The following is a 25,943-nucleotide window of genomic DNA, read 5'->3' as shown; positions in this document are numbered from 1 at the left end:
GTACGATGAATCCCGATAAAATAAGAAACGTATTGAACATACTGTTTATGATATTGGCCCTGGCGGCTATTATCACCTACTTCGTAGCGAAGGATGACTTTAAGGTGTTTATCTACGTATGCGGCGCGGCAATCTTTGTCAAGCTGATGGAGTTTTTTATACGGTTCACCAACAGATAAGTTTCTGAGTTTTTGTGTTTTCAAGTCCGTGAGACTTCAAACCTCCGAACTTAAAACCATAAGTTCAGTGACTTAAAGATTAAAAAAAGAAGTTATGACGAAAGAAGAAATAATCAAGCCCGAGAATCTGGTTTATAAAAAACCGACTCTGATGAATGACAATGGCATGCACTATTGCCCAGGTTGCAGCCACGGCGTGGTACATAAACTGATTGCCGAAGTAATTGAGGAGATGGGATTGGAAGACAAAGCAGTCGGTATCTCACCTGTAGGTTGCGCTGTATTCATATATAATTACCTTGACATCGACTGGCAAGAGGCTGCCCATGGACGTGCACCCGCGCTTGCTACAGCCATCAAGCGCCTCTGGCCTGACCGCCTGGTATTTACTTACCAGGGAGACGGCGACCTTGCCTGCATCGGTACGGCAGAAACCATCCATGCACTGAATCGTGGTGAAAATATTACGATTGTCTTCATCAACAACGCCATCTACGGTATGACCGGAGGACAAATGGCTCCTACAACCCTGATGGGAATGAAAACGGCTACCTGCCCTTACGGACGTGATCCGGAACTCCACGGCTATCCGCTGAAGATTACTGAAATCGCTGCTCAACTGGAAGGTACAGCTTACGTAACCCGCCAATCGGTACAAACAGTTCCCGCCATCCGAAAAGCTAAAAAAGCGATTCGTAAAGCATTCGAGAACTCAATGAACGGAAAAGGTTCCAACTTGGTAGAAATCGTTTCAACCTGTAGTTCCGGATGGAAAATGACTCCGGAGAAAGCCAACAAATGGATGGAAGAACACATGTTCCCGTTCTATCCTTTGGGCGACCTGAAAGATAAATAATAATTTAATATTATTAAGATGAAAGAAGAAATAATTATAGCAGGATTCGGTGGACAGGGTGTACTGTCTATGGGAAAGATTTTAGCTTACTCCGGACTGATGGAAGGCAAAGAAGTGACCTGGATGCCGGCTTATGGTCCTGAACAACGTGGCGGCACAGCCAACGTTACAGTCATTGTAAGCGACGACAAAATATCCTCACCGATTTTGAGTAAATATGACACAGCCATCATTCTGAATCAGCCTTCACTTGAAAAATTCGAAAGCCGTGTGAAGCCGGGAGGTATCCTGATTTATGACGGATACGGAATCATTAACCCTCCTACCCGCAAAGACATCAAAGTATACCGCATCGACGCAATGGACGCGGCCAACGAGATGAACAATGCCAAGGCATTCAACATGATTGTACTGGGAGGATTACTGAAGCTTCGCCCCATCGTTACATTAGAGAATGTAGTGAAAGGCCTGAAGAAAACATTACCCGAACGTCACCATCACTTGATTCCGATGAATGAAGAAGCCATCAAAAAAGGTATGGAACTGATCAGAGAGGTTTAAGCCGACCGAGAATTGAGAATCGAAATTTAAAAATTATTAGCTATGCCACAGCCCGGGAAACCGGATAATTTTTAAAATTCAATTCTCAATTCTCATTTTAATAAGTATCTTTGCGGCTAATTATGAGACGAATCCTACTTACATATATACTCCTTGCCGTAGGTTTACTGACCGCACAGGCACAGTTCAATCCTACACAACAAGTCGATCCCCGTACCGGTAGAGATGCCAACGGTAACCAGATAGACCCGGCCATGCGGGTGCATGAGGACAGTACAGACGTTGAAATACAAGGACTTCCCCCAAAACTCTATATGTGGCATGTCAGCGAAAACCTGGGAACAATCCAGAAAATACCCGCTGATACGGCAACCCACATGTTTCAAAACACCAATTTAGTGGAAGGCCTGAGAGGGCATTATAATTATCTGGGTAACTTAGGTTCTCCCCGCCTGTCACGTCTCTTTTTCGAACGCCGTGACGCAGAACCGACCATTTTTATGGAGCCATTTTCCAGTTTTTTTGTCCGTCCTGACGAATTCAACTTTACTAACAGTAACGTGCCTTTCACCAATCTTAGCTATTATAAAGCCGGTAATAAAGTGAACGGAGAGGAGCGATTTAAGTCCTATTTCTCAGTAAATGTAAACAAACAACTGGCATTTGGTTTCAACTTCGATTATCTGTACGGACGGGGTTATTACAACAATCAAAACACTTCTTTCTTTAATGCCGCACTCTTCGGAAGTTATATAGGCGACCGCTACGAAGCGACATTGCTTTATAGCAACAACTATCTAAAGATGAATGAAAACGGCGGTATCACCGATGACCGTTATATCACCCGTCCGGAAGAAATGGCAGAGGGAAAAAAGGAATATGAATCACAGAACATTCCCACCCTGTTAAGCAAAAGTGCCAATCGTAACAAGGACTTTTACATATTCCTCACCCAACGTTACAAACTGGGATTCACTCGTGAAGTGGCCAAAGCCAAAGACGATACCACCAGTACGGAAAAGCCGGAATTTGTTCCGGTTACCAGCTTCATCCATACAATGAAAGTGGAACGTGCCCGCCACCAGTTCACTTCGGAGGACGAATTGTACAAAATCTACCCGGAAGCGTATATCCAGCCGGGCAATAAGCTGGTGAATGACTCTACCAGCTATATTGGAGTAAAAAATACATTGGGAATCGCTCTGCTTGAAGGTTTTAATAAATATGCCAAAGCCGGATTGACTGCCTTTATCTCACATAAGCTAAGCAATTACCGGCTAATGGACAGAGACTCCGTGAGTGTAGATAAATACAGTGAACACGAAGTTTTTGTCGGGGGTGAATTGGCCAAACGTCAGGGAAAAACGCTCCATTACCGTGCCATGGGCGAAGTAGGTATTCTGGATAAAGCGATTGGGCAGTTCCGTGTCAATGCCGATCTCGACCTGAACTTCCGCTTATGGAAAGATACGGTCAGCTTTATTGCCCGCGGATCAATCAGTAATACCCTTCCGGCATTTTATATGCGTCATTATCATTCTAAATACTTCTACTGGGATAATGACAATATGGACAAAGAGTTCCGCACACGCCTGGAAGGCGAGCTGAACATCGAGCATTGGCAGACCTACCTGAAAGCCGGAGTAGAAAATATTAAAAACTATACGTACTTCAATCAAAAGGCACTCCCTCAGCAGAATGACGGTAATATTCAGGTGCTTTCCGCCACTCTGTCGCAAAATTTCCGACTGGGTATTTTCCATCTGGACAATGAAGTGACCTGGCAAAAGTCGAGCAACACTACCGTATTGCCCTTACCGGAGCTTTCACTTTACCATAATTTCTACATTCAGACAACCTTGGCGAAAAAAGTGCTTCATGTGCAGTTGGGAGCCGATGTACGCTATTTTACCAAGTATTATGCCCCGGCATATACCCCGGCCATCCAGCAGTTTCATCTGCAACCGGAAGACGATCAGGTAAAGATTGGCGGTTACCCCATCATCAATGTATATGCCAACCTGCAACTGAAACGCACGCGTCTTTTCGCAATGATGTATCACGTCAATCAGGGAATGGGTAACTCGAATTACTTCCTGTCGCCCCACTATCCCATCAATCCGCGCCTATTTAAAATCGGTGTTTCCTGGAACTTCTACGATTAATCGCTACCATGAATCTATTGAAGCCTAAATATCTGAGATATGTAGTATTAGGACTGATATCAGCCCTCGTTGTCACATTCTGGCCTTGTAAAGAGAAGCCGCAAGGACATCCGCGCGACTACGCAGAGATCGAAGAAAGCGGCATCCTCCATGCCGCCACGGAATATAACTCCATCAGTTTTTATGTGGATGGAGATACCGTTTCGGGATTTCATTATGAACTGATAGAGGCATTTGCCCGTGACAAGGGCTTGCAAGTACAGGTCTCCCCGGTGATGAGCTTCAACCAACGGCTGGAAGGATTGGCCAATGGCACCTATGACGTAGTAGCTTATAGTATACCGACAACAAGTGAACTGAAAGACTCCCTGCTCCTCACCTCACCCATTATCTTGAGCAAACAAGTCCTGGTGCAACGCAAAGCCGAAGAAAACGACTCGCTTGCCATCAGAAGCCAACTCGACCTGGCCGGCAAAACCCTGAACGTCGTAAAAGGTTCTCCATCCATTCTTCGGATACACAACCTCAGCAATGAAATAGGTGATACAATCTACGTAAACGAAGTAGCAAAATATGGTTCCGAACAACTGATCGCAATGGTTGCGCATGGAGATATCGATTTTGCCGTATGCGACGAGAGTATAGCCCGGATGGCCGTAGATTCATTGCCTCAACTCGATATTAATACCGCCATCAGTTTCACCCAATTTTACTCGTGGGGAGTCAGTAAGCAGTCCCCTGCTCTGCTCGACAGCCTGAATACATGGCTGTCCGGCTTCCGAAAGAAAGGTGAATATCAGGCCATCTATCGTAAATACTACGGAAAGCAGTAACAACTCCCTCCCCTTCTTTCCAATTCATTTAAAGACTACGATTACCAGTTGCGCAACTGGTAGCATACGGAGTTGTGCAACCAGAGAATGTGAACTAAGAAACGGGCACAAAGAGTCTCTATTATGATAACTGTAAATCATTCGTCGCTTTCAGCAGAATTGAGTATATTTGCGGATGGATAAATAAAAAAGATATGAGCGATAAGATTATAAAATGGGGATTCATTGGTTGCGGAGAAGTAACCAAATACAAAAGCGGACCTGCCTTTCAGAAAGTAGAAGGTTCCAAAGTCATAGCAGTCATGAGTCGTGACGGCAATAAGGCCAAAGCTTATGCCAAAGAACGGAACATTCCGAAGTGGTATGACGATGCACAGGAGCTGATTGACGACCCGGATGTAAATGCCGTATACATAGCCACTCCTCCCTCTTCACACGCCACTTATGCCATCATGTCCATGAAAGCCGGAAAACCGGTATATATCGAAAAGCCAATGGCGCAAACTTACGAAGAATGCGCCCGTATCAACCGTATTTCTCAAGAGACAGGAGTGCCTTGCTTTGTAGCTTACTACCGACGTTATCTGCCTTACTTTATGAAAGTCAAGGAACTGGTAGACAAAGGAATTATCGGAAATGTGATTAACGTGCAGATCCGTTTCGCTCAACCCCCACGCGACCTGGATTACAACAGAGAGAACCTGCCTTGGCGTGTACAGGCAGACATTGCCGGAGGAGGATATTTTTATGACCTTGCCCCCCACCAGATCGATCTTCTACAGGAAATGTTCGGTTGTATTCTTGAAGCCAGCGGATATAAGAGTAACCGTGGGGGACTTTATCCAGCAGAAGATACATTGAGTGCTTGTTTCCAGTTCGACAACGGTCTGGTAGGAAGCGGTTCATGGTGCTTCGTTGCCCATGATTCGGCTCGCGAAGACCGCATTGAGATTATCGGTGATAATGGCATGATCTGTTTCTCCGTATTCACCTATGACCCGATTGCCCTTCACACCGAAAGAGGACGTGAAGAAATAGTTGTAGAAAACCCCGAACACGTGCAGCAACCTTTGATTCAAGCCGTGGTAGACCATCTTCTTGGAAAATCGACTTGTTCCTGTGACGGCGAAAGTGCCACAACGACCAATTGGGTCATGGATAAAATACTTGGAAAGATCTAAACAATAAACGTTTTGAACGATGAATGAATCATCCACGCTGAACGATCAACGGTGAACAATGGCTGATGAACAATAGAGATTGTTTTTTCCTTATGCCTTCGGCCTATTAAAGCATCATTCATCATTGATCGTTCAGCGTGGATAATTAGTTCATCGTTTTTTTATCTTTTCCATGTCACGTTTTCCTTCCTCTTCCGTCTTGCTTATGTAAATGGAACTAAAACAATTCAAAATAGCCGTTCTTCCACTCCGCGACAAATTACTTAATTATGCGCGGAAGTTGACCGATGACCATTCGGATGCTGAAGATGCCGTGCAAGAAGTAATGCTGAAACTATGGAACCTCCGCCTGAAACTGGACGAGTACCACAGCATTGAAGCACTTGCCATGACTATGACGCACCATACCTGTATGGACATCTGGCGGGGAAAACATACGGACAACTTATCGCTCGACAGCGTACAAGCTGCCAGTCCGTCTGCCACCCCCGAACGCTTACTGGAAGAGAAAGACGAATTCCGCCTGATGCGCGAAATAATCGGCACGCTACCACCTCTGCAACAAACCATCCTGAGGATGAAAGATGTTGAAGAGTATGAAAACGAGGAAATCGCCGAGATAACAGGATGCGGTGCCGAAGCCATCCGCAGCAACCTAAGCAGGGCACGGAAAAAAGTGAGAGACATTTACCTACAAACCATACAACAAAGAAAAAGGAGAAACGAAGCATGAATATAGAAGAATTATTAAACAAGTATTTTGAAGGGGAAACCAACTGTGAGGAAGAACATGAGCTCCGCCGTTTTTTCACTCAGGGCATCGTACCGGAACATCTGCAGATGTATGGCCCGATGTTTGCTTTCTTCAGCGAAGAGAACCGGCAAAGCAAGATTGCCGGCTCCGGAGTTCCGAAAACTTTCGTTCCTCTGCGCCGCCGTCTGCCATACATATTCAGCGGAATGGCTGCCGGAATGTTGATTGTGCTGGGTATCGCCGGCCTCAACCGACATTTCAGCACCTCTACCGGAAATTATGTAATCATCGACGGAAAATGCTATACCGACACCCGACTGGTGCGCGAACAGGCCATGGTAGCATTCCGTGATGTCAGTATCAGCGAAGAGGAAGTGTTTGCCACGCTATTCTCCGAATAAAAAAAGAAAACAATAAAAGAAATGATGTATGAATAAAGTCATTCGCACCACATGGATTGTCCTACTGCTCACCGTTGCCTCGGGCATGGTAAGAGCACAACAGGGACTGCAAATAGCTTCCGTATTCCAGAAATACGGCAAACAGAAAGGAGTGACTATGGTAGAGTTATCCAATGAAATGCTGGAAACCTATCAGATGACTCTCTATAAAAGCCTTGTTTTTAAAGACGTCGAAGAAGCTTTGCCCGATATTCTCAACTGCCTGGAAGCCGACAAGAGAAAGGCCAGGAAAGTAAAGGAAGTAGTAGCAGGCGGACAAATACAGTCCGGCTATTATCAGTTACCCCAACTAAAAGAAGATGTCAACCGGTTCATCCTCTTCAAAACCGGCAAGAAAGGCTCGGCTACCTTGATTTACATCGAAGGCGAGTTGGATGCAGATGATTTGGTAACCATGTTATTTATGAAGAAAAACTAAACATTATAAGAGTATGAAACACATTTATTTATTACTGTTTATGCTGATCCCGATGGCGGGAATGGCTCAAGAAAGCATTTCGCAAGACACGACTCTTTACGTAAACGGACGCAAAATCCTGATTAAAGAAAAAGAGGGGAAAATAAAGGTAAAACTTTACGAACAGTCTTCGCGCGGTGATACGATAGAGAACGATCAGATATTCGAAGGAATCTATACGGACGGACAAACAACCGAACGCCGCACAGCATTCACCATGCCTTTTGTCAAGAGAAAGAACTATTATCGGTTTGAACCGCATATTGCCGGGATCTATATGGGATACACACGGCTCTCTGACGGTATCAATTTCAACACTCCGAACGGATTGGACGTCAATGCAAATAAGTCTTGGGAAATTGGTTTTAACCTGTTTCAAGGTTCCCTGACGCTCTCACGTGATCGCCAATGGGGCATAACGACAGGCTTAGGCTGGGGATATCGCTCCTTCCGTCTGGGTGGCAACTACGCTTTCAGACAAACCGATGGAATCACAAACATTGTTCCAGGGATTCCAGATGAAGAAGTTTACAGCAAAAGCCGGTTACGCTATTTCTATTTCCGTATTCCGGTAACATTGGAATGGCAAAAAAAATTTAGCCACAGTAACGGACACGGTCCTTTATTCTTCTCAGCTGGACTTGAGGCAGAAATCCGCCACGGGGTTAAGTCAAAGGCGAAAGTAAACGGACATAAAGAAAATTTAAGCAATAACCTGAATGTTCATCCGATAGGTATCAACCTTTTGGCACAGGCAGGTTATGGCGATATCGGAGTTTATTTGCGCTATTCTACCTACAGCCTCTTCGAACACAAGAAAGGACCCGAACTTTATCCTTATTCTTTCGGCCTCTGCTGGTATTGGTAACAATAGCCCCCAGCGGTCAGCCGCCGCATCCCGGCAGATGAAAGTAACCTGTCAATCCGTAAAGAATAGGCCGATTTCTTAACTTGAAGGAACAATCTATCGTTCTAATTGTTTATATTTGCAAAAAACATATAACAATATCAACGATAGATTTTTTTATATCACATGACCAAAAAAGAACTAATGCGGAAAGCGATTGAGCTTTCCAAAGAAAATGTAGCAAACGGAGGAGGCCCTTTCGGAGCCGTTATCGCAAAAGATGGAGAAATAGTAGCCACAGGTGTTAACCGCGTAACAGCTTCGTGCGATCCCACCGCTCATGCAGAAGTAAGCGCTATCCGTGCTGCCGCCTCAAAACTGGGAACTTTTAACCTGAGCGGTTACGAGATTTACACCTCTTGCGAACCATGTCCCATGTGCCTGGGTGCTATCTATTGGGCACGATTAGACAAGATGTACTATGGCAATAACAAGACAGATGCCAAAAACATCGGGTTCGACGACTCGTTTATCTACGATGAATTGGAACTGAAACCTGAGGACAGGAAGTTGCCATCCGAGATATTACTTCACGACGAAGCAATCAAGGCTTTTGAGGAGTGGATGAAGAAAGAAGATAAGATAGAGTACTAATAAAACAAGAATCCCCGAAGAACACTGCATCGTCCTTCGGGGATTTCTATACACACAAAAGTTATAATTTAATTGCTTGGGAATCTGTTTAGAAACGCAGACCTAAAGTAAACAATACCTGGCTACGGGTATTTGTTACTTTGGTTGTTTCCGGTGTCAGTACCGTAGTTGCGTTGTTCTCCTCATACTTATTTACGAACGGATAGAAATCTTCTTTATATGCAGAGAATTTATAAGCCAAATCTGCATAGAACATAGATCCACGATATCCAATACCCAAAGTATAATTGCTCAAAGCTTTCGTATTTGCCCAATCAGTATCTGTCTGGATAGAATAAAAAGGCATATCTTTGAAAGCATCTCCATGGAAAATTGCCGAAGAGTAATTATAACCAGCACGCAAAGCAAACTGGGGAATCACTTTATATTCAAGGCCAAGACGGAGGGTATTTACACCTTTCATCATAGGTCTCGTACTATTTTCAAACGTAAACTCTGAACTTGAACCGGTCGGTCCTCGGAACTTCATCGTTGAATAATCCTGATATTCATATTCAGCACCTAATGCCAGACTGGTACCCACAGTATATCCTAAACTTACATTGTAAGTCCACGGAGTCTGAAGCCGGAATTCACGTACCATATCTCCATTTCCGGGTAACTTATCCCTCGTATCTATAGACCACTGATCTATCTTCCCTGTCTCAACATTCAGCACATCCGATTCCAAATAAGCACTGGTCTTATAATCCAGATTATAGAATGTAGGAGTATGGATAGCAAGACCGATACGGAACGGAGAATCTTCGAACGGACGAAGAATCGTACCTAATTTTACATCAAAGCCCGAACCTCTTACTTTATTCCAACTTCTTAAGTTGTAATTCTGTGGTGCATGTGCTCCTGTATATGCTTCAGAATAATAAGTGTACTTACTATAATCAACAGCATATGCTCCAATAGTCAATCCCAGATAAAACCGATCATTAAAATTGAAAGCAATATTAAAATCATACTGATCGATTCCTCCACGTTCCTGTGAGCTAAAGTTGGCAACACCATCATCATACATACCATAATAATTGCCCGGTGTTGTATACAGTGGTTTACCATTGACGTCATATCTTTGATTCCCATCTTTATCCACATACGGAGAATTAGGCTTGCCGGCTGCATTCATTTTATCAGTTGTAATATCACTAATCAACCAACCGTCATATCCCAATATGGAAAGCCATCCTATCTCCGGATCATCGTAAGGATGATCTCCCCATTTTGATATACCGCTTGCCTGTTCGGCCATCTGATAGGTCTGCGAACTGTTACCAAGTCCTCCTGTCATCTTCATATTCTTATAAAAAGACTTAGCCTTGTGATAGTTAAATCCAAAATTCACATAACGCAATGAAGTTGCATTACCTATTTTTGTAGCAAACACAAAACCCAGGTTATCAAAAGAGCCTTGGATTTTATCCGAGCTTAATTTATTCCCCAAATACTTACTTTCGGTCCCATACGAAGAGAAACCAAAAGAAGTCATAAAATCATTGCTACGATAAATACCGATACCCGCAGGGTTAGTTCCAATTGTAGAGATATCACCTCCCAAAGCCCCCATAGCACCGCCCATTCCTACAAAACGGGCTGTTCCATTCAGATCTTTTCCTGTTATCTTGGCAGCATCGTACACAGTTTGTGCACTTATTGGGGCTGCTGCTACCAGCAGCCCTAAAGTTGCTAAAGTTATTATTTTTTTCATCGTCAAATACCTTTTAAAGTTAATATCTCCATTATTATCTTCTACCTCTTGAAGAGCCGCCACCTCCACCGGAAGAACGGGAAGAACCACCGCCGCCACCAGTAGAATAACTACGTGAACTGCTACCGGATGGTGAAGAATAACTGCGTGTAGACGAGCTACTGCGAGAAGGAGTACTGTTGTACGAACGACGGGTGGTACCTTCATTAGAATAACTGCGTGAAGGAGTTGCCGAACTGCCACGGGTGTAAGTAGAACTACTTCTAGTACTTGCCCTTCTGCCTCCCTCAGAGTAAGAAGGAGAACCGGTAGTAGCACCACCGCGAGTACCCTCGTAAGAAGAACTACTGCGTGTACTACTTGGACGCGTATAAGTGCTTCGGCGTGAAGAAGAAGCATCTGTACGGGTAGTAGATCCCGGACGTTCTCCCACTACACGTGTACCAATCACACGTCTAGCAGAATTTTGTCCTCTGCTATAAGAGGAGGTTCCGGACGAACGAACAGCAGAACCGCTATTGGAACGAACCGCATCTGAACCATACCGACGAACAGTTGAAGGACTTCCATAGCTACTTCTTACAGCAGACGAACCACGGCGGGTATAAGTATCGTATCTTCCTGCCCAACTGCCTCCACCACCCCATCCGGGATGATAATGATGGTGATGTCCCCAGTAGCCGCCGCCATACCAGCCGCCCCAGTAACCACCCCAGTAGCCACCCCAATAACCGGGATAATAGCCTCCCCAGGCGTAATAAGGTGAAGACCAGCCCCATCCCCAGCCCCATCCGGGACCATAAGAATTATAACGCCAATCCCACCACAAGCGGTTGGTAAACGTTGGGAACGCATAAGCATAGAAGCCATCTGTATAAACGTTCCAATCCCAAGAGTTAGCTCCATAAACAATGTCCCAGTAAAGCGGACTGCTGATGCTCACCGCAAAACGAGGATTACGGAAACGAATGATACGTTCTGCATACTCGTAGTCATCCTGCGAGCCATTGAAACCATTCACCCATTCACCATCCGGATCAGAGACAGCTTTTTCTTTTACATATAATGTATCGTCCTCCATTGCGAACTCATTATCTTTAGCATCGTAACGGCGGTTATACTCATCCACATCACGCATATCGCGTTTGTTTCCTTTACGGTCCTGAACCACTACCGTAGTACCCGGAGCCGTATAAATATTCGTGGTGACTGTCCTTTTTTCCGGCACCTTCTTTACAGGAGTCTTTTCTGCTTCCTGTTTTTTCTCCTTAGAAGGCACGAAATAAAGGTCGTCATTATTGCTTTGTGCCATCACAGCCAGTGGAAGGCACAGGGCAAACAGCGATAATAAAACAATCTTTTTCATATTTCCGTGGTTTATTGGTTACTTTATCTTTTTATTCACGTTACAAAGATAAGCAAGGTATTCACGCTACCGGATAGATTTTCCCCAAACAATAATAGGGATTTCCCTATTTTGCCGTTCTTTAACTTAACAAATCTCAACCCGATAAAAACAATGTTTACTTTGTTTCTATCTCTTTAAATCGTACTTTTGCAAATAAAAAAAACACTTATGAAGTACTTTGAGTTCACTTTTGATACCCATCCTTGCACCGAAACGGTGAATGATGTACTGGCTGCCGTGTTGGGTGAGGCCGGATTTGAAAGTTTTGTCGAACGGGAAGGCGGACTGACTGCTTATATTCAACAATCACTCTACAATGAAGAGATACTGAAAACTGAACTGGCAAACTTCCCGATACCGGATACGGAAATTACTTATGTATTTACCGAAGCTGAAGATAAAAACTGGAACGAAGAGTGGGAAAAGAATTTCTTTCAGCCCATTGTGATCGGAAACCGTTGTGTGATTCATAGTACATTCCATCAAGACGTGCCCAAAGCGGAATATGACATCGTGATCAATCCGCAGATGGCTTTCGGGACGGGTCACCATGAAACAACCAGCCTGATTATCGGTGAACTGTTAGATAGTGAGCTAACCGGTAAGTCCTTGCTGGATATGGGATGCGGAACTTCAATCCTGGCCATCCTTGCACGGATGCGGGGAGCTCAACCTTGTACAGCCATCGATATTGACGAATGGTGTGTACGTAATTCGATAGAGAACATCGAACTGAACGGAGTGACAGATATTGCCGTTTCTCAGGGAGATGCTTCGGCTTTGGCAGGAAAAGGACCATTCGATGTAGTAATAGCCAATATCAACCGGAATATCTTACTGAATGACATGAAACAGTATGCAGCATGCATGCACCCGGGATCGGAGCTATATATGAGCGGATTTTATGTAGATGATATTCCGGTCATCCGACAGGAAGCGGAAAAGAACGGACTTACATTTGTGCACCATCAGGAAAAGAATCGGTGGGCAGCAGTAAAATTTGTACTTTAATTAAAGTTCCTTTGAACATTCATCCTGTGCTCAATCATCTAAAAGAGCAGGAAACATAACAATAAATGCAAATCCCACTAATTTCTTTGATGGGTACAAAATTAGAATATTTGTGGGATTTGCGTAGCTTACCTCCGAATAAGGTCTTTGTTACTCTTGAAAGATCCTTATTGGCTCTCAAATTCTTTTTTTACCTGTTTGCACCAGTCTTTTATTCGTTTATCAGTCATTTCCGACTGATTTTCAATATCAATAACCAGTCCACACCACTTTTCATCCCGCAAAGACCGTGAGCGTTCGAAACTATATCCGTCAATAGAGGTGAAACCAACAAGTGTGGCTCCGTCATTCTCAAATACTTCGGCAAGAATACCAATACCATCGGCAAAGTTTTCAGGATATTTCACTTGGTCGCCAAGTCCGAAGATGGCAACTTTCTTCCCTTTCAACTGAAGAGTACGGAGTTCGGGAAGTAGTTCGTCCCAATAAGTGGGCAACTCACCATCGAACCACGTGGAAGCTCCGACAATAAAGTTGTCATAAGCCTCAAAATCGTTTTGCCAGGCATTTTCGATAGCCACAGACTCGGCGGAAGCACCGAATTCCTTTTGTATCTTTTCAGCTACCCAAGAGGTTTTATCAGCTTTGGCAGCATAAAATATTCCTATCTTTTTCATGATTGCTTGCTTTTAATTAAAATTCCAGCAACTCTTTGGCTGCTTTATATATCTTTTCATCATTCGGCAGGATGGCACGCTCCAATATCGGATTGAAACCCACCGGAGTAAAGGTGGAGCCAATACGCTGTACCGGAGCATCCAGATAACGGAACATCTCTTCGGCAATCTGCGCGGCAATCTCAGCACCGAAACCGGAGAAGACTTTATCTTCATGTACAACCAATACTTTACCGGTTTTCCGCACAGAGGCAAAAATAGCCTCTTTATCCAATGGGATCAACGAACGGAGATCGATGACTTCGACACAGCCCAACCCCTCCTGAGCAAGACGTTCGGCTACGTTCAGGCAGAAATGAGTCGTATTCCCGTAAGTAACTACAGTCAGGTCGGTTCCTTCACGACGGATACGGGCTTTACCAAAAGGAACTTCAAACTCTTCGGGCACAACAGCAGCAGCCTCTACTGAGTTGTAAAGTGCTTTCGGCTCCAGATAAAGAGTGAAACCTTTGGAACGCATACTGGTACGGAGTAATCCGGCAGCATCGTCGGCAAACGACGGACAAACGATGCGGGCACCGGGTAAAGTCGTAAGAGCCCCTTCGAGATTCTGCGAATGATACAATCCACCGCCAATGTAACCACCGGAAGCCAGACGAAGTGTTATATTAGGAGTAAACTTACCGTTACTACGCCAATACTCGTGCGTACACTCCACGTACTGTTCTACGGCTGGCCAAAAATAGTCGGCAAACTCAGCTCCTTCGATAACAACATGTATTTTAGGGTCGAAGCGACACATACCGTTAGCGGTTCCCACAATATAGTCTTCAGCAATCGGGGCACTGAATACACGTGCATCACCAAACTCTTGCTGCATACCTTTGGTTACATTGAATACACCTCCTTTATCCTTATTGGCTACGTCCTGTCCCCAAATAAATGTATCGGGGTTACGACGGAACTCTTCTTTGAGAGTTTCGTTGATGGCATTCACCATAAAACTCTTCTCTCCTTCAACAGGTCCCGGAAGCCCGTCTCTATACTTTTGAGGGATATAAGGTTCGGGAAGTACAAAATCATAAATACTTTCCGGTTTCGGATCGGGAGCAGCCAAGGCCTTACGATTGGCTGCGGCAAGTTCCTTTTTAGCGGCAGCCTCTATTTGCTGGAGATCTTCCTCTGTCAGGCGTTTATAGCGCAATAGCATGCGGCGGAATTTCATCAACGGATCGGCCTCTTTCACATAAGCCAACTCGTTTTCGTCACGATAAAGCGTATGCTTATCCGAATTGGAGTGCGAACCGATACGGACACAATTAGCATGGACAATGACCGGAGTACGATTGGCAATAGCAAACTCACGAGCTTCGGTCATGGCATTCATCGAGTCGAACACATCTTTCCCATTGCAATGGATGATACGGAGATTCTTAAAACCGGAGAAATTATCGGCCACTTTACGGTTGGCTGTCTGATCCTTTTTGGGAACAGAAATGCCGTAACCGTTGTCCTGAAACACAAAGATCACCGGAAGACGTTCGTTACTGGCACCGTTGATGGCTTCATAGACAAAGCCTTCGGAAGTGGCGGACTCTCCGTGTGAAGTGATCGCTACACCTTTATGTCCATAATATACCATGGCGCGTCCCACGCCTGCCGCATGAAGATCATGTGTGCCGGTAGCAGAAGAGATATTCTCGATGTGCCATTCCGGTTTGGCAAAGTGATTGGACATATGACGTCCGGCACTGCCCGGATCGGTAGCTTTCGAAATTCCGTTCAAAATCAGTTCCTCCGGTGTCATTCCGGCAGAAAGAACCGTAAGCATATCCCGGTAGTAAGGGAAAAGATAGTCTTCACCAAGGGTAAAGACCTGCCCTATAGCGAGTTGGATACCGTCATGTCCGGCATAAGGAGCATGATAAGACCAGCCAAGGGATTGCAGCAGATAGGCGGGTGCTTTCTCATCGAGAGCGCGACCCAGGGTCATCAAATGATACCACTTGCGGAGGGTCTGTTCGTCAGTGGTTTTTATATCATATTTCTTCATTTTCAATCTTTTTAGTTAGTTTCACACAGCAGTCACTCTTTCCAGTTCTCCAGATAATCGGCAATGAAATGCAGGAAGTTACCTCCCAGCGAACCATCCACCACCCGATGATCGTAAGAGAGCGACAAGTACATCTTATGACGAATGGCAATCACATCGCCTTCGGGAGTCTCCACTACGGCCGGCTTTTTTTCGATAACTCCCACGCCAAGTATTGCTACCTGCGGCTGGTTAATGATCGGCGTACCGAACAACATCTTAAAAGTGCCGAAATTGGTAATTGTAAACGTACCTCCGTCAATATCATCGGGCATCAGCTTATTCACCCGGGCCTTTTTCGCCAACGAATCGATAGCTACGGCAAGTCCGTTAAGATTCAAGCGATCAGCGTCGTGAATCACAGGGACAATCAGGTTTCCGTCATCCTGAGAAACCGCAATGCCGACATTAATATGTTTCTTATACAGAATGTTATATCCATCCACAGACACATTCACTTGCGGATAGGCAGCCAATGCCTGCGCCGTAGCCTCAGCAATGGCAGGCATATAAGTCAGTTTCACCCCTTCACGACGGAAGAAGGCATCCTTATTCTTTTCACGCCAGCGAACCAACCGGGTGACATCGACTTCAACCACGTTGGTCACATGCGGAGAAACTTTCTTCGACATCACCATATGGTCGGCGATAATGCGACGAACACGATCCATCTCTTTCACCTCTACCGATGCGTCCGAAACAGAGGGGCTGAGGGACTGAGAAGCCACAGCTACAGGTTTCTTTGGCATTTCAGCAGCAACCGGAGTCGCAGGTGAAGAAGCAGGAGTGTTTACCTTAACCGCTGAAGACACCGCAACAGGGGTATCGGCAACCGAAGCACCTTTTTTCATTTCAATATAATGACGGATATCTTTTTTACTTAACCGTCCTTCATAACCTGTCCCGGGGATCGCATCCAGTTCTTCCTGGGGAATCTTTGCCTCCCGTGCCAGTTGGAGCACCGCCGGTGAGTACCAACGTTCTACTTTCGAGACAGTAGTTTCCGCTTTCACATTCGGAGCAGATGCGGCACTTGAAACTTCCGCCGCTTCGGAGACAGATGTACCTTCCGCGGAACCTTCAGTTTCCGATGTTTCTACGGAGTCTTCTCCATCCATATCTACAATAGCAACTACAGTGCCCACGGGCACAGTATCACCTTCTTTAAACAATATCTCCACCACCTTTCCGGAAACGGGAGAAGGGATCTCCGCACTCACCTTAGCGGTGTTTACTTCAAAAAGCACATCATCTTCATTGATCCTGTCACCCACTTGTACCGACCATGACAGAATGGTTCCTTCGGTAATACTTTCGCCCAGTTTGGGCATTTTTATTTCGAATCTTGCCATACATACAATTATTTATTCTTTCACTTGTTTAAGTAGAACAAGATTTTGAAAAAGAATGTTTTAAGTTAGTGTTTTTTTTAAGTAATAGCTTGAAAAAAGAAGATTAATAAGCATCTGAGAAAACTGTTTATAATTCAATCCGGAATCAAAGTACTCCCATTACCACCTTAATAGTACATACATTCAACGCATATATCGGGAGACCGGTAAGCTAAAAACTTTATATTTTGATTAACGAGGTCTGGTAAATCGCCTGTATGCCTCTTCATCAAGTGCATTGTATTTGTCCCTACGCAACTCTTTAATGACTGTTTGTTCTGCCTTGCTGAATCCCTCGGAGACCGATGTCTCTGCAAAATAACTGAAAATCCAATTCCGAAACCTATCTGTAGGCATAGCCGGATAAAAATACTCTTTCAGATTCGTCACCTCACTACGGACCGAACGTACAGAAGGATGTAATCTGATATTTTCCTCTGATGGGGCTACGGCAAGCAGTGTATTCAGCAGTTTCAAATCCGTATCATACAGCAATGTGCAATGATACATCGCGCGATTGCGATGTACACATTGCGCACTGCCCGAAACCTTTCGCCCACCGACATAAATACCCAACCGTTCATCACCTGTCGCTGCCACTCCGGCAGCACTCAGCATTATAATCGTTTTCTCCAGATAAGTCTCAAAACGTGCCAGGCGGGTAGTCTCAATAAATGTAAGATTGATATTACCCAGATCGTGATATACTGCGCCACCACCGGAAAAACGGCGGAATACAGGGATCTGTTTTTCACCTGCTACCGTTAAATTTACTTCCGCTTCCATCCGTTGATGCTTACCGATAATTATGGAAGGAGCACTTTGCCAAAGCATGAATACATCTTCCGTACCCTGTTTCAGCAAATACTCCTCAGCAGCCAAGTTAAAACCGGCATCCGTTGAAAAACTGTTGATGAAACGCATCAGGCAAACAGTGTTTCGTGATAAATCTCACCGGCTGTCGGGTGTGGGAAAACACTCTTTCTGAATTCATCGACCGTATAGCCCCGTTGAATAGCAATGCCCGCCACGACAATAATTTCCGAAGCCGGATTACCCAGCATGTGACAACCGATAATTCGATCATTATGATCGATAATCAGTTTGCAGAGTCCGTTACCTAATTCATTCTCGGCAACAAAACGTCCCGAATAAGCCATTGGGAGCTTCTGTACCCGATAGTAAATACCCTTAGCCATCAATTCTTCCTCTGTTTTACCAACGCCGGCAAGTTCAGGATTAGTATAAACCACACCGGGAACACAATTATAATTCATTGAATCATCTATACCCAAAATATGGTTAACAGCCACCTCTGCCTCACGGATAGCGGTATGTGCCAACAGTGAATAACCGGTAATATCACCACAAGCATATACACGTGGATGAGAGGTCAACATATGTTCATCCACTACTACACCGTTCCGGTGTAATTCGATATTCAGTTTATCCAATCCTACCTGAGTGATATTAGCTTTCCGACCTACACTTACCAATATCCGGTCGGCTTCAATAAACGAGTTCTTTCCATCCTTCTCCACTGTCACCCCTTTATCACTCACTTCTGTTACTTTTGTATTCAAATAGAAGTTTATACCTTTCTTTGTATAGTCTCCACGCAACATGGCACTGGTTTCTTTATCCATTGCCCCGAGAATTTCCGGCATCATCTCGATAACCCGTACCCTGACGCCCATACTGTTAAAGAATGAGGCAAATTCCATTCCGATTACTCCTCCACCGATAATGGCAAGTGAAGAGGGAAGAACGGTACTATCCAATGCTTCACGCGAAGTCCAGTAATCTATATCCGAAAGCCCCTTTATAGGAGGAATCACTGTATCCGATCCTGTACAAACCATCAGATAGGTCGCCTCATAAACATCTCCGTCACAATGGATGCGGAAACCATTTTCACCCTCACCTTCTATCACCGCTTCTTTATCTATAATGGTCACTCCGTAAGAGTTCACCGTCATTCTTACCCCACCCGTCAGTTTCTGTACCGTCTTATTTTTCCGGTTAATCATTTTTTCCATATCAAATGTGGGAGCACTATCTACAGAGACACCATATTTCGGGGCACTCTTGATGCTATCAAGTATCTTGGCAGAATAGAGTAATGCCTTCGTAGGAATACATCCCTCATTGAGACACACGCCACCCATTGCTTTTTTCTCAAACAAAACGGCACGTAATCCGTTTGCTCCTGCCCGCTCGGCAGCGGTATATCCAGCGGGTCCCCCGCCAATGATAGCTATATCATATTTCATAATCGTATAATTTTTAAGTTATTCCTACTATTAACAACAAAAAAGGATAGAGCTTAGTTTTAAGTTGATCCTGTATCTTTCATATGAAGAAAGAGAACAAAAGTAACAAGTCGCTTTTTTACCATAAACATAAGAAGGAAATATGTACTTTTGCAGCATCCATTAAAAATGGTCATAACATTATCATTAATAAAAAGAAGAAATGACACTGTTGATGTTAATCATAATCCTTTTAGTATTATTACTGGGGCTCTATGCTTACTTGGGCGGATTCTCCGAGATTAAAGTAAGTACCCAAAAGTCCGGTGGAGAAACTATTGTCTACCAAGAAGTAACAGGCGACTATAAACAGACTAAAGCAATAACCAACAAGATCTATTATTACTTGTTGCACAAACTTAAAATAGAAGCCAACAGAGGCATAGGTATCTTTTATGATAATCCGAAAGAAATAGCCAAGGATAAGCTACGTTCGGAAATCGGTTGCATCATTGAGTCTAAAGACACTAACCGTTTGTCTGTCAACGAATGCATGTACAAAACAAAAGTTCTACTGTCAGAAGACTATGCAACAGCTGAACTTCCACTCAAAAACGGGCTTTCCATATTTATTGGTTTTATCAAAGTATATCCTGCGCTGGATAAATATATATCAGAACAGGGTAAAAAGAAGGGTTCGGTCACCGAGATTTATGATATTCCAAATAGAAAAATTATTTATAGGCAAGCCCTGTTGAAATGCGATCAATAAGTAATGGCAGACCACAGAAAAATCTTTGGCAGACCACCAAAGAATAGGAATATCTCTTCTCAAAATAATTAGATAGAAGTAGTTTTACTAAATCTGCTATTCATATTTGCAGAGAGCTGAGATTTAAAGAGCTTGTAGAATGTCATCCGATTTATAGGCATACAAATGAAAACAATTATAAAATAACATTTTATCAAAGAATCCATTTTTAGTAATATGAAGAAATTACTCTGTCCCCAGTGCAAAATCGCTGGTATGTACGTAAAAAACAGCCAAGGAGAGCGGTTATTAGTATACATCACCCAAGATGGAACAGTAGTCCCCAAATATCCGGAAGCCTCAACTGAGGGATTCGACTTTACAGAAGTATATTGCTTGGGGTGTTCCTGGCATGGCTCACCCAAGCAATTAACAAAGATTTAAAAAAGCAACATTTACAGACAATGTCGCCACCTCCTTTCCGGGGAGATGGCGACCGACTGAAACACTTCACTTCTCATCTGAATAAGGCATATAAGGGCTACACATATCCGTATTGTAACAGAGATTTCGCATAACTTTTTCCGTATTAATTAGATGTTTCAATTGTCCCACTGCCTGAAATCAATCCAAACCATCTTCGACATTTTGAGATCCGTTTTAGCCGAATCGTGTCCATAGCGAATACCACAGTTATAATGCACATAAGTCTTTTGCAAATTGATAGCATCGGTAATGGCAACAGAAACAACTCCGGGTTGCGCATCAGCTTCCAGAGAATAAATACACTGCTGCCGATGGAGCTTCATACTATTGTTGATGTGAGCCAGATAATTCTGGCGAAGAGTCCAGCCCCCCCATGTTACATAATTGGGAGTCATTGCCTGCGCAGCATCAATCCACCGCAACCCCTCGCTCGTTTCGTAAACAAAGGCTTCTGCTCTATCATAAAACTCTCCGGGAATAAACTGCCAGAGTTTACTGTATAGCCCATTGCCATATTGTCCTTTACAAGAGTAATCCATCGACAATGTTTTATAAGATATTTCAGTAGACGATTCCTTGCCAAACGATACTTTGAAAGCCTTCCAAGGTTTTTCTTCCAGTTCAGCAGGTGATACGGATACAGATACTTTCCAAAAAGAATTCTCTGTATAATTGGTTCCATGATTCACCGTTTGCGGCTGATAACTGATTTCCCGGAAAATCCCCCCATCCGAATGGACAGTGATCTCACTGGAGGCTTCCCGCATCAGGTTCCAGATGTAAGCATAGACATTGGCTCCTTTGGGCGTTGTATAGTCTTTGATATTTGCAGTGAAACCATTTCCTGCATCGTTCGTTATACTCAATATACAATTGTTGTTCTTACTGTATATCTGGAAGTTATAGGCATCTATCGCCCAGGAGTTATCTATAATCACATCGGGTGCTGCCCCCTCTTTCATCTTATAAGGAACCGCCTGCATGGAATAGTTCATATCCCCCTGAGCATAACCGTAGATACGGTTATAAATTTCTATCCGCTTCAAAGCCTCCTTATCTGCCATTTGTGCATTATATGCAGGATCCGGATCGGTACCTTTGGGCAAAATATCCGCAGAACGGGTCAACAGTTGCTGGTTGAAAGAGGCCGCTCCCTTACCAATCATATTGTTTTTGGCATATGGATCGGCAGAAGGAAAGATTCGGTAATGCTGCACATTATCATAATTAATGGCATAATAACCCGGCTCCATATAAACTCCTATTAATGAAAGCATTTCGTTCTTTTGTTCCGGAGTATCCTGAGTGGCAATAACATAGAAATCTCTCTTATAGAACTTCAGCATGCGGAACAGAGAGACCGGATATTTACCGGAAACAACATCTTTGATGTTCAGGATAACCGTCACATAGATATCCGGATTCTTGATATCGGCATCGAGTTCTATCTCAGGATTTGTCATCTTATCATAGTCCACAATTGTCTTTTTCCCTATTTCCCAGGAAGTGGGAATGTTGTTGAACAAACGGGAAGTAATATCTTTCACTTCCGCATCATCAGTTCCCATGCGTACTAAGACTACATCTTTCTTATCGATCTCATTATCTTCATCAGGCACCGGAACATCATCGATAATATCCCTAACACATGCCCCTAAAAGAATGCTCGAGAACAGAAGTAGCATATATATCATTTTTGTTTTCATAATAATCTTTTTTTAATGGTTCGTTTTACCAGTTATTATAGTCAATCCACACCGTAGTTGTTTTATGCACATCTACTGTGGCATCATAAGCAGTGCCGGCACTACTTGGCAAAGGATGAATCACTGCGGCTCCCCAACTCGTGAACCAGGCTCCTCCGCGCTGTAACACCATTCCGTCAGTTATTTCAATGGCTACAACACCTGCCGACGCGCCGGTTGTACGAGCAGTAATAGCACACTCCTGATTGTAATTGAGCAAATTCTGGTTAAACTGCAAGTCATTGTTATAATCGCAAAAAACATTATCCGTACCCGGGGTTCCCGCCACATGGTTGTAGAGAATATCATACCATGCGGGCGAAATCATGGCAACCCCATCGATCATACCATCTGCTTTCATTGCTTTATTCCCCTTGAAAAGGATTTCAGGATACCATTTCCAGCAATAATCCATCTCAGCATCGGTAATCGTACGGGTCACTTCACGGGTCATTTCCGCCAGCTGATAGATGATAGACTTTCCCCAACGATACTCACCCTTTAAAACAGGACTTGCTCCCAAATCAAACCCTACACTCTTTTCATACGCATGTTCAATGGTACTCTCGGTTTGCGGCAGTCCTGGTGCAAAATCAACCAATTTGAGATCTAATTGAGACTGTTCGTCGTCACGGATATTAATCTTTGTATAAGCATTATTCCGTAATCCCCATATCAGTGCCCAGAGTTCATACATGGGTGGATTATTCAAAGATACCAATGAATTATCGAGCCTGTTGGAAAATCCGTTGCCACCCGAACTGTAAACAGCAAGCATATTATCTCCATTGGTTGGCGCATAAATGCGTAAATTATAAGCATCAATAGTCCATTCTCTGTCAACCATCCCATCATACCTTTTATCTTCCCTTGGAGCATAATTCCTTGTTTCAGCAGTATAAGGTAACAGCGTTTCATATCCAGTCATATGATACTTGTAATCACTGGTATAAACATAGAACCGGTTACTGATATAAATTTTCTTCATAGCATGCAAAGCCCGTTCGGTAACTTCAGGGGCAGAAGGATCATCCGTTGGGCCGGGAGAAGAAAGCATACTACGGGTATGGGGGTTAAGACCATTCGTGCCACAGAGTTTCTTCAAAGCGTCCGGATCATTTGTGTCATAATAAGCATAACGCTGCTCACGCGGGAAGCTAACTTTATAATACCCTTTATCTACATAAAGTCCGAAAAGTTTCAGCATCTGTTCCTTCAAATCTTCCTCCTTACCATCTTTGGCAATTAAAATCACTCCCTGACGATTGTGACGGATATCCTGTATCATTTCAAAATTATAAGTACCTGCTAAAAAGTCAGCGACATTGCCTACAATTGTCAGGTCGTTCAATGTATCTTTTGCCATAGATTCCAACGTTGCCAGCTTATCTGTACCGGGTAGATCATTAAAAGATATCATCTTGTCGTAGTGGTTCACGGTTTGCAGTCGAACTGCAACTTTCTTTGTTTCCGCACTCGTTCCATTGAGCCAGATTAAGTAGTTTCCCGGACGGGAAGCTACATCGACATCATCCATATTCGTAACGGTTGCAGCCGATAAATCCTCTGCACTGATCGGTTCGTCCGTATCGCAGGAGTAGAATGCAAGCAAAACAAATAGAAAAATGAATAAAGTTTTCATATCCATATGTGTTTAATAGTGAGACAATATGCCACATTTACCGGCTGAAATGTGACGGGTTCAATTACTTCGTCTATAAAAAGAGAACGTACAGCAAAAAGAATAGGTTCAAATCAACAGCAATTAAGGTTAATATACAGTCTATCAAAAAGAAGTAATCTATGCATGAAAGTACTGTAAATAGTACAATGTGGAAAGTTATTAGAACTTTCTAATTAGGTCATTTTAATTATTCCGGACAAGAAAAATATTCTATTTTAATAATGACAAGACATAAAACAGCATATAGAGTAATCAAAATCATCAGACAGAAGGGCACTCCATATTTAGTAAAGTTTTTTAGAATACAGACGCAGTATTTCTCGGTTAACGAAGTTTATCATCCCGGTAAGTAAACCAATACCTTCCCTCACGGGTTATACCACCAGTATTCACCCATTAACGATGTATCATGGATAAAAGTATTTTAATCAATAACGTTCAAATATTCGATGGCAGCCACGAGCAGACTATCCGGGGAAATGTACTGATAGAAAACAGCCGGATTAAAGCCATTTCAGAAAATCCGATCCCTACAGACGGAATTAGTAATCCCACTATCATAGACGGAAAGAGAAAATTCCTGATGCCCGGACTAATCGATGCACACTGGCATGCTTATATGTCATGCAATACAATGATGGATCTGCTGACTGCTGACACCGCTTATACACAATTCAAAGCCGGACAGGAAGCAGAGGCCACGCTACTACGCGGATTTACGACCATCAGGGATGCCGGTGGTCCGGTCTTCGGACTAAAACGGGCCATTGATGAAGGGATTCTTTCCGGACCACGTATCTATCCAAGTGGTTCCCTTATCTCTCAGACAGGAGGACATGGAGATTTCAGAGCGGTGTATGACGAACCGCGTCCATTCGATTGTTGCGGATTAACGCATACGGAAGAGATAGGTGCTGCCATTATTGCCGATGGAGTGGATGCCGTAACTGTTGCCGCACGCAACAATCTCCGCTTGGGAGCCAGCCAGATCAAGTTGATGACAGGCGGCGGAGTTGCTTCCCTATACGATCGGTTGGAAGACACACAGTTTTTTGAAGAAGAAATTCATGCTGCTGTCAAAGCGGCAGAAGATGCGGGAACCTATGTAATGGTGCATGTCTATGTGCCCAGAGCTATTCAACGAGCTATCCATGCGGGAGTAAAAAGTATTGAGCACGGACATCTGATTGATGAGACGACTATGGAACTGATTGCGGAGAAAGAGATATGGCTCAGTATGCAGCCTTTCACTTTGGGAGATAATCAGTTCCCTACGAAAGAACAGCAGGAGAAACATGCTTTAGTAGTTCAGGGTACAGACCAGACATATCAACTGGCAAAGAAATATAAGGTCAAGTTGGCATGGGGAACAGATTTACTATTCAATCCGGCCAATACGAAAAATCAGAATCAAGGTATCCTCAAATTACAGAAATGGTTCAGCAATTTTGAAATTCTTAAAATGGTGACACATGATAATGCGGAGTTACTGGCCTTATCCGGTGCAAGAAACCCCTATCCAGGAAAGTTAGGCAGTATAGAAGAAGGAGCCTGGGCCGATTTAATCCTGGTGGATGGAGATGTACTGAAAGACATTACACTACTGGGCGATCCGGAAAGAAATTTCGCAATGATTATGAAGGGAGGAACAATATACAAGAATAAAATTTAATCTCACGTAGAAAAGCCCGACTCCCCTCCAAATAAAATTCCGGTTAACGCAGAATCAGCGATAACCG

The 25,943-nt window shown here is 43.8% G+C and carries 23 protein-coding genes and 2 pseudogenes; 15 read left to right on the top strand and 10 right to left on the bottom strand.

Translation table 11 applies throughout. From position 1 onward, the window contains the following. Positions 1–5: 5 nt before the first annotated feature. From JZY04_RS01575 to JZY04_RS01525, 11 genes are all read left to right on the top strand, one after another. On the top strand, positions 6–179 hold the full coding sequence (locus tag JZY04_RS01575; RefSeq protein WP_005776430.1) for a hypothetical protein: 174 nt from the start codon (positions 6–8) through the stop codon (positions 177–179). A 94-nt stretch (positions 180–273) separates the two neighbouring features. Next, on the top strand, positions 274–1,035 hold the full coding sequence (locus JZY04_RS01570) for a thiamine pyrophosphate-dependent enzyme (protein WP_005776427.1): 762 nt from the start codon (positions 274–276) through the stop codon (positions 1,033–1,035). An 18-nt stretch (positions 1,036–1,053) separates the two neighbouring features. After that, positions 1,054–1,596: a 2-oxoacid:acceptor oxidoreductase family protein gene (locus JZY04_RS01565; protein ID WP_005776426.1), complete on the top strand. Its 543-nt coding sequence runs from the start codon at positions 1,054–1,056 to the stop codon at positions 1,594–1,596. 122 nt (positions 1,597–1,718) lie between these two features. Then, positions 1,719–3,761, top strand: a complete 2,043-nt coding sequence (locus JZY04_RS01560; protein ID WP_122142381.1) for a putative porin — start codon at positions 1,719–1,721, stop codon at positions 3,759–3,761. 8 nt (positions 3,762–3,769) lie between these two features. Next, entirely contained in the window at positions 3,770–4,594 is an 825-nt protein-coding gene (locus JZY04_RS01555) for a transporter substrate-binding domain-containing protein (RefSeq protein ID WP_122142382.1), read from the top strand. Positions 4,595–4,788: 194 nt separating this feature from the next. Next, positions 4,789–5,775: a Gfo/Idh/MocA family protein gene (locus JZY04_RS01550; protein ID WP_032531880.1), complete on the top strand. Its 987-nt coding sequence runs from the start codon at positions 4,789–4,791 to the stop codon at positions 5,773–5,775. A gap of 211 nt (positions 5,776–5,986) precedes the next feature. Next, entirely contained in the window at positions 5,987–6,508 is a 522-nt protein-coding gene (locus JZY04_RS01545) for an RNA polymerase sigma factor (protein WP_122142383.1), read from the top strand. After that, a complete protein-coding gene (locus JZY04_RS01540; RefSeq protein WP_181996349.1) occupies positions 6,505–6,930 on the top strand; it encodes a hypothetical protein in 426 nt (141 codons plus the stop codon). The genes JZY04_RS01545 and JZY04_RS01540 overlap by 4 nt, the downstream gene beginning before the upstream one ends. Positions 6,931–6,958: 28 nt before the next feature. Beyond that, positions 6,959–7,408 (top strand): DUF6108 family protein, encoded by a 450-nt coding sequence (locus JZY04_RS01535; RefSeq protein WP_005809082.1) that lies wholly within the window; start codon positions 6,959–6,961, stop codon positions 7,406–7,408. A 13-nt stretch (positions 7,409–7,421) separates the two neighbouring features. After that, positions 7,422–8,315, top strand: coding sequence for a hypothetical protein (locus JZY04_RS01530; protein WP_122142385.1), 894 nt, complete (start codon positions 7,422–7,424; stop codon positions 8,313–8,315). A gap of 165 nt (positions 8,316–8,480) precedes the next feature. Then, a complete protein-coding gene (locus JZY04_RS01525; protein ID WP_122142386.1) occupies positions 8,481–8,948 on the top strand; it encodes a nucleoside deaminase in 468 nt (155 codons plus the stop codon). 88 nt (positions 8,949–9,036) lie between these two features. On the opposite strand, the gene JZY04_RS01520 is transcribed toward JZY04_RS01525, so the two are convergent. Then, on the bottom strand, positions 9,037–10,707 hold the full coding sequence (locus JZY04_RS01520; protein ID WP_122142387.1) for an OmpP1/FadL family transporter: 1,671 nt from the start codon (positions 10,705–10,707) through the stop codon (positions 9,037–9,039). Positions 10,708–10,741: 34 nt separating this feature from the next. Next, complete coding sequence (locus tag JZY04_RS01515) at positions 10,742–12,073, bottom strand: hypothetical protein (protein ID WP_122142388.1); 1,332 nt, start codon at positions 12,071–12,073, stop codon at positions 10,742–10,744. A gap of 210 nt (positions 12,074–12,283) precedes the next feature. Here JZY04_RS01515 and prmA point away from each other — a divergent pair, with 210 nt between their 5' ends. Then, entirely contained in the window at positions 12,284–13,126 is an 843-nt protein-coding gene (prmA, locus tag JZY04_RS01510; protein ID WP_122142389.1) for a 50S ribosomal protein L11 methyltransferase, read from the top strand. Between the two features lie 167 nt (positions 13,127–13,293). Here prmA and JZY04_RS01505 read toward each other — a convergent pair whose 3' ends face one another. The 6 genes and pseudogenes from JZY04_RS01505 to lpdA form a co-directional block, all read right to left on the bottom strand. Beyond that, positions 13,294–13,803 carry a flavodoxin gene (locus tag JZY04_RS01505; protein WP_005776411.1) on the bottom strand — a complete coding sequence of 170 codons (510 nt, stop codon included), beginning with the start codon at positions 13,801–13,803 and terminating at the stop codon, positions 13,294–13,296. A 16-nt stretch (positions 13,804–13,819) separates the two neighbouring features. Continuing rightward, a complete protein-coding gene (locus JZY04_RS01500; protein ID WP_122142390.1) occupies positions 13,820–15,856 on the bottom strand; it encodes a thiamine pyrophosphate-dependent enzyme in 2,037 nt (678 codons plus the stop codon). A gap of 32 nt (positions 15,857–15,888) precedes the next feature. Further along, positions 15,889–16,881 (bottom strand): annotated as a pseudogene (locus JZY04_RS01495) (dihydrolipoamide acetyltransferase family protein); the annotation flags it as partial. Between the two features lie 198 nt (positions 16,882–17,079). Then, positions 17,080–17,226 (bottom strand): annotated as a pseudogene (locus tag JZY04_RS21430) (biotin/lipoyl-containing protein); the annotation flags it as partial. A 252-nt stretch (positions 17,227–17,478) separates the two neighbouring features. Then, complete coding sequence (locus JZY04_RS01490; protein ID WP_122142392.1) at positions 17,479–18,210, bottom strand: lipoate--protein ligase family protein; 732 nt, start codon at positions 18,208–18,210, stop codon at positions 17,479–17,481. Then, a complete protein-coding gene (lpdA, locus tag JZY04_RS01485; protein ID WP_122142393.1) occupies positions 18,210–19,559 on the bottom strand; it encodes a dihydrolipoyl dehydrogenase in 1,350 nt (449 codons plus the stop codon). Before lpdA ends, JZY04_RS01490 begins: the two co-directional genes overlap by 1 nt. 214 nt (positions 19,560–19,773) lie before the next feature. Here lpdA and JZY04_RS01480 point away from each other — a divergent pair, with 214 nt between their 5' ends. Continuing rightward, entirely contained in the window at positions 19,774–20,310 is a 537-nt protein-coding gene (locus JZY04_RS01480) for a hypothetical protein (protein WP_250707011.1), read from the top strand. A 216-nt stretch (positions 20,311–20,526) separates the two neighbouring features. Then, positions 20,527–20,733: a hypothetical protein gene (locus JZY04_RS01475; protein ID WP_022013044.1), complete on the top strand. Its 207-nt coding sequence runs from the start codon at positions 20,527–20,529 to the stop codon at positions 20,731–20,733. A gap of 158 nt (positions 20,734–20,891) precedes the next feature. On the opposite strand, the gene JZY04_RS01470 is transcribed toward JZY04_RS01475, so the two are convergent. Both JZY04_RS01470 and JZY04_RS01465 read right to left on the bottom strand, forming a co-directional pair. After that, on the bottom strand, positions 20,892–22,481 hold the full coding sequence (locus JZY04_RS01470; protein WP_250704255.1) for a hypothetical protein: 1,590 nt from the start codon (positions 22,479–22,481) through the stop codon (positions 20,892–20,894). Positions 22,482–22,506: 25 nt separating this feature from the next. After that, positions 22,507–24,162 carry a hypothetical protein gene (locus JZY04_RS01465; protein WP_044301681.1) on the bottom strand — a complete coding sequence of 552 codons (1,656 nt, stop codon included), beginning with the start codon at positions 24,160–24,162 and terminating at the stop codon, positions 22,507–22,509. 451 nt (positions 24,163–24,613) lie between these two features. Between JZY04_RS01465 and JZY04_RS01460 the strand changes: the two genes are divergently transcribed. Then, positions 24,614–25,876: an amidohydrolase family protein gene (locus JZY04_RS01460; protein WP_122142396.1), complete on the top strand. Its 1,263-nt coding sequence runs from the start codon at positions 24,614–24,616 to the stop codon at positions 25,874–25,876. The last annotated feature ends 67 nt before the right edge of the window (positions 25,877–25,943 follow it).

It is taken from the genome of Bacteroides sp. 11BF (assembly GCF_019633765.1).
Classification (GTDB): domain Bacteria; phylum Bacteroidota; class Bacteroidia; order Bacteroidales; family Bacteroidaceae; genus Bacteroides; species Bacteroides hominis.
The sequence above is the reverse complement of the archived record's forward strand: the minus strand, read 5'-3'. Positions and strand labels throughout refer to the sequence as shown.

Excerpts from the sequence above, each read along its gene's own strand:
- prmA (WP_122142389.1), top strand. The coding sequence starts at position 12,284 with ATGAAGTACTTTGAGTTCACTTTTGATACCCATCCTTGCACCGAAACG.
- JZY04_RS01530 (WP_122142385.1), top strand. The coding sequence starts at position 7,422 with ATGAAACACATTTATTTATTACTGTTTATGCTGATCCCGATGGCGGGA.
- JZY04_RS01480 (WP_250707011.1), top strand. The coding sequence starts at position 19,774 with ATGTTAATCATAATCCTTTTAGTATTATTACTGGGGCTCTATGCTTAC.
- JZY04_RS01465 (WP_044301681.1), bottom strand. The coding sequence starts at position 24,162 with ATGAAAACTTTATTCATTTTTCTATTTGTTTTGCTTGCATTCTACTCC.
- JZY04_RS01505 (WP_005776411.1), bottom strand. The coding sequence starts at position 13,803 with ATGAAAAAGATAGGAATATTTTATGCTGCCAAAGCTGATAAAACCTCT.
- JZY04_RS01515 (WP_122142388.1), bottom strand. The coding sequence starts at position 12,073 with ATGAAAAAGATTGTTTTATTATCGCTGTTTGCCCTGTGCCTTCCACTG.
- JZY04_RS01475 (WP_022013044.1), top strand. The coding sequence starts at position 20,527 with ATGAAGAAATTACTCTGTCCCCAGTGCAAAATCGCTGGTATGTACGTA.
- JZY04_RS01560 (WP_122142381.1), top strand. The coding sequence starts at position 1,719 with ATGAGACGAATCCTACTTACATATATACTCCTTGCCGTAGGTTTACTG.
- JZY04_RS01565 (WP_005776426.1), top strand. The coding sequence starts at position 1,054 with ATGAAAGAAGAAATAATTATAGCAGGATTCGGTGGACAGGGTGTACTG.
- JZY04_RS01535 (WP_005809082.1), top strand. The coding sequence starts at position 6,959 with ATGAATAAAGTCATTCGCACCACATGGATTGTCCTACTGCTCACCGTT.
- JZY04_RS01545 (WP_122142383.1), top strand. The coding sequence starts at position 5,987 with ATGGAACTAAAACAATTCAAAATAGCCGTTCTTCCACTCCGCGACAAA.
- JZY04_RS01540 (WP_181996349.1), top strand. The coding sequence starts at position 6,505 with ATGAATATAGAAGAATTATTAAACAAGTATTTTGAAGGGGAAACCAAC.
- JZY04_RS01470 (WP_250704255.1), bottom strand. The coding sequence starts at position 22,481 with ATGAAAACAAAAATGATATATATGCTACTTCTGTTCTCGAGCATTCTT.
- JZY04_RS01500 (WP_122142390.1), bottom strand. The coding sequence starts at position 15,856 with ATGAAGAAATATGATATAAAAACCACTGACGAACAGACCCTCCGCAAG.
- JZY04_RS01570 (WP_005776427.1), top strand. The coding sequence starts at position 274 with ATGACGAAAGAAGAAATAATCAAGCCCGAGAATCTGGTTTATAAAAAA.
- JZY04_RS01550 (WP_032531880.1), top strand. The coding sequence starts at position 4,789 with ATGAGCGATAAGATTATAAAATGGGGATTCATTGGTTGCGGAGAAGTA.
- JZY04_RS01490 (WP_122142392.1), bottom strand. The coding sequence starts at position 18,210 with ATGCGTTTCATCAACAGTTTTTCAACGGATGCCGGTTTTAACTTGGCT.
- JZY04_RS01555 (WP_122142382.1), top strand. The coding sequence starts at position 3,770 with ATGAATCTATTGAAGCCTAAATATCTGAGATATGTAGTATTAGGACTG.
- JZY04_RS01460 (WP_122142396.1), top strand. The coding sequence starts at position 24,614 with ATGGATAAAAGTATTTTAATCAATAACGTTCAAATATTCGATGGCAGC.
- lpdA (WP_122142393.1), bottom strand. The coding sequence starts at position 19,559 with ATGAAATATGATATAGCTATCATTGGCGGGGGACCCGCTGGATATACC.
- JZY04_RS01525 (WP_122142386.1), top strand. The coding sequence starts at position 8,481 with ATGACCAAAAAAGAACTAATGCGGAAAGCGATTGAGCTTTCCAAAGAA.
- JZY04_RS01520 (WP_122142387.1), bottom strand. The coding sequence starts at position 10,707 with ATGAAAAAAATAATAACTTTAGCAACTTTAGGGCTGCTGGTAGCAGCA.
- JZY04_RS01575 (WP_005776430.1), top strand. The coding sequence starts at position 6 with ATGAATCCCGATAAAATAAGAAACGTATTGAACATACTGTTTATGATA.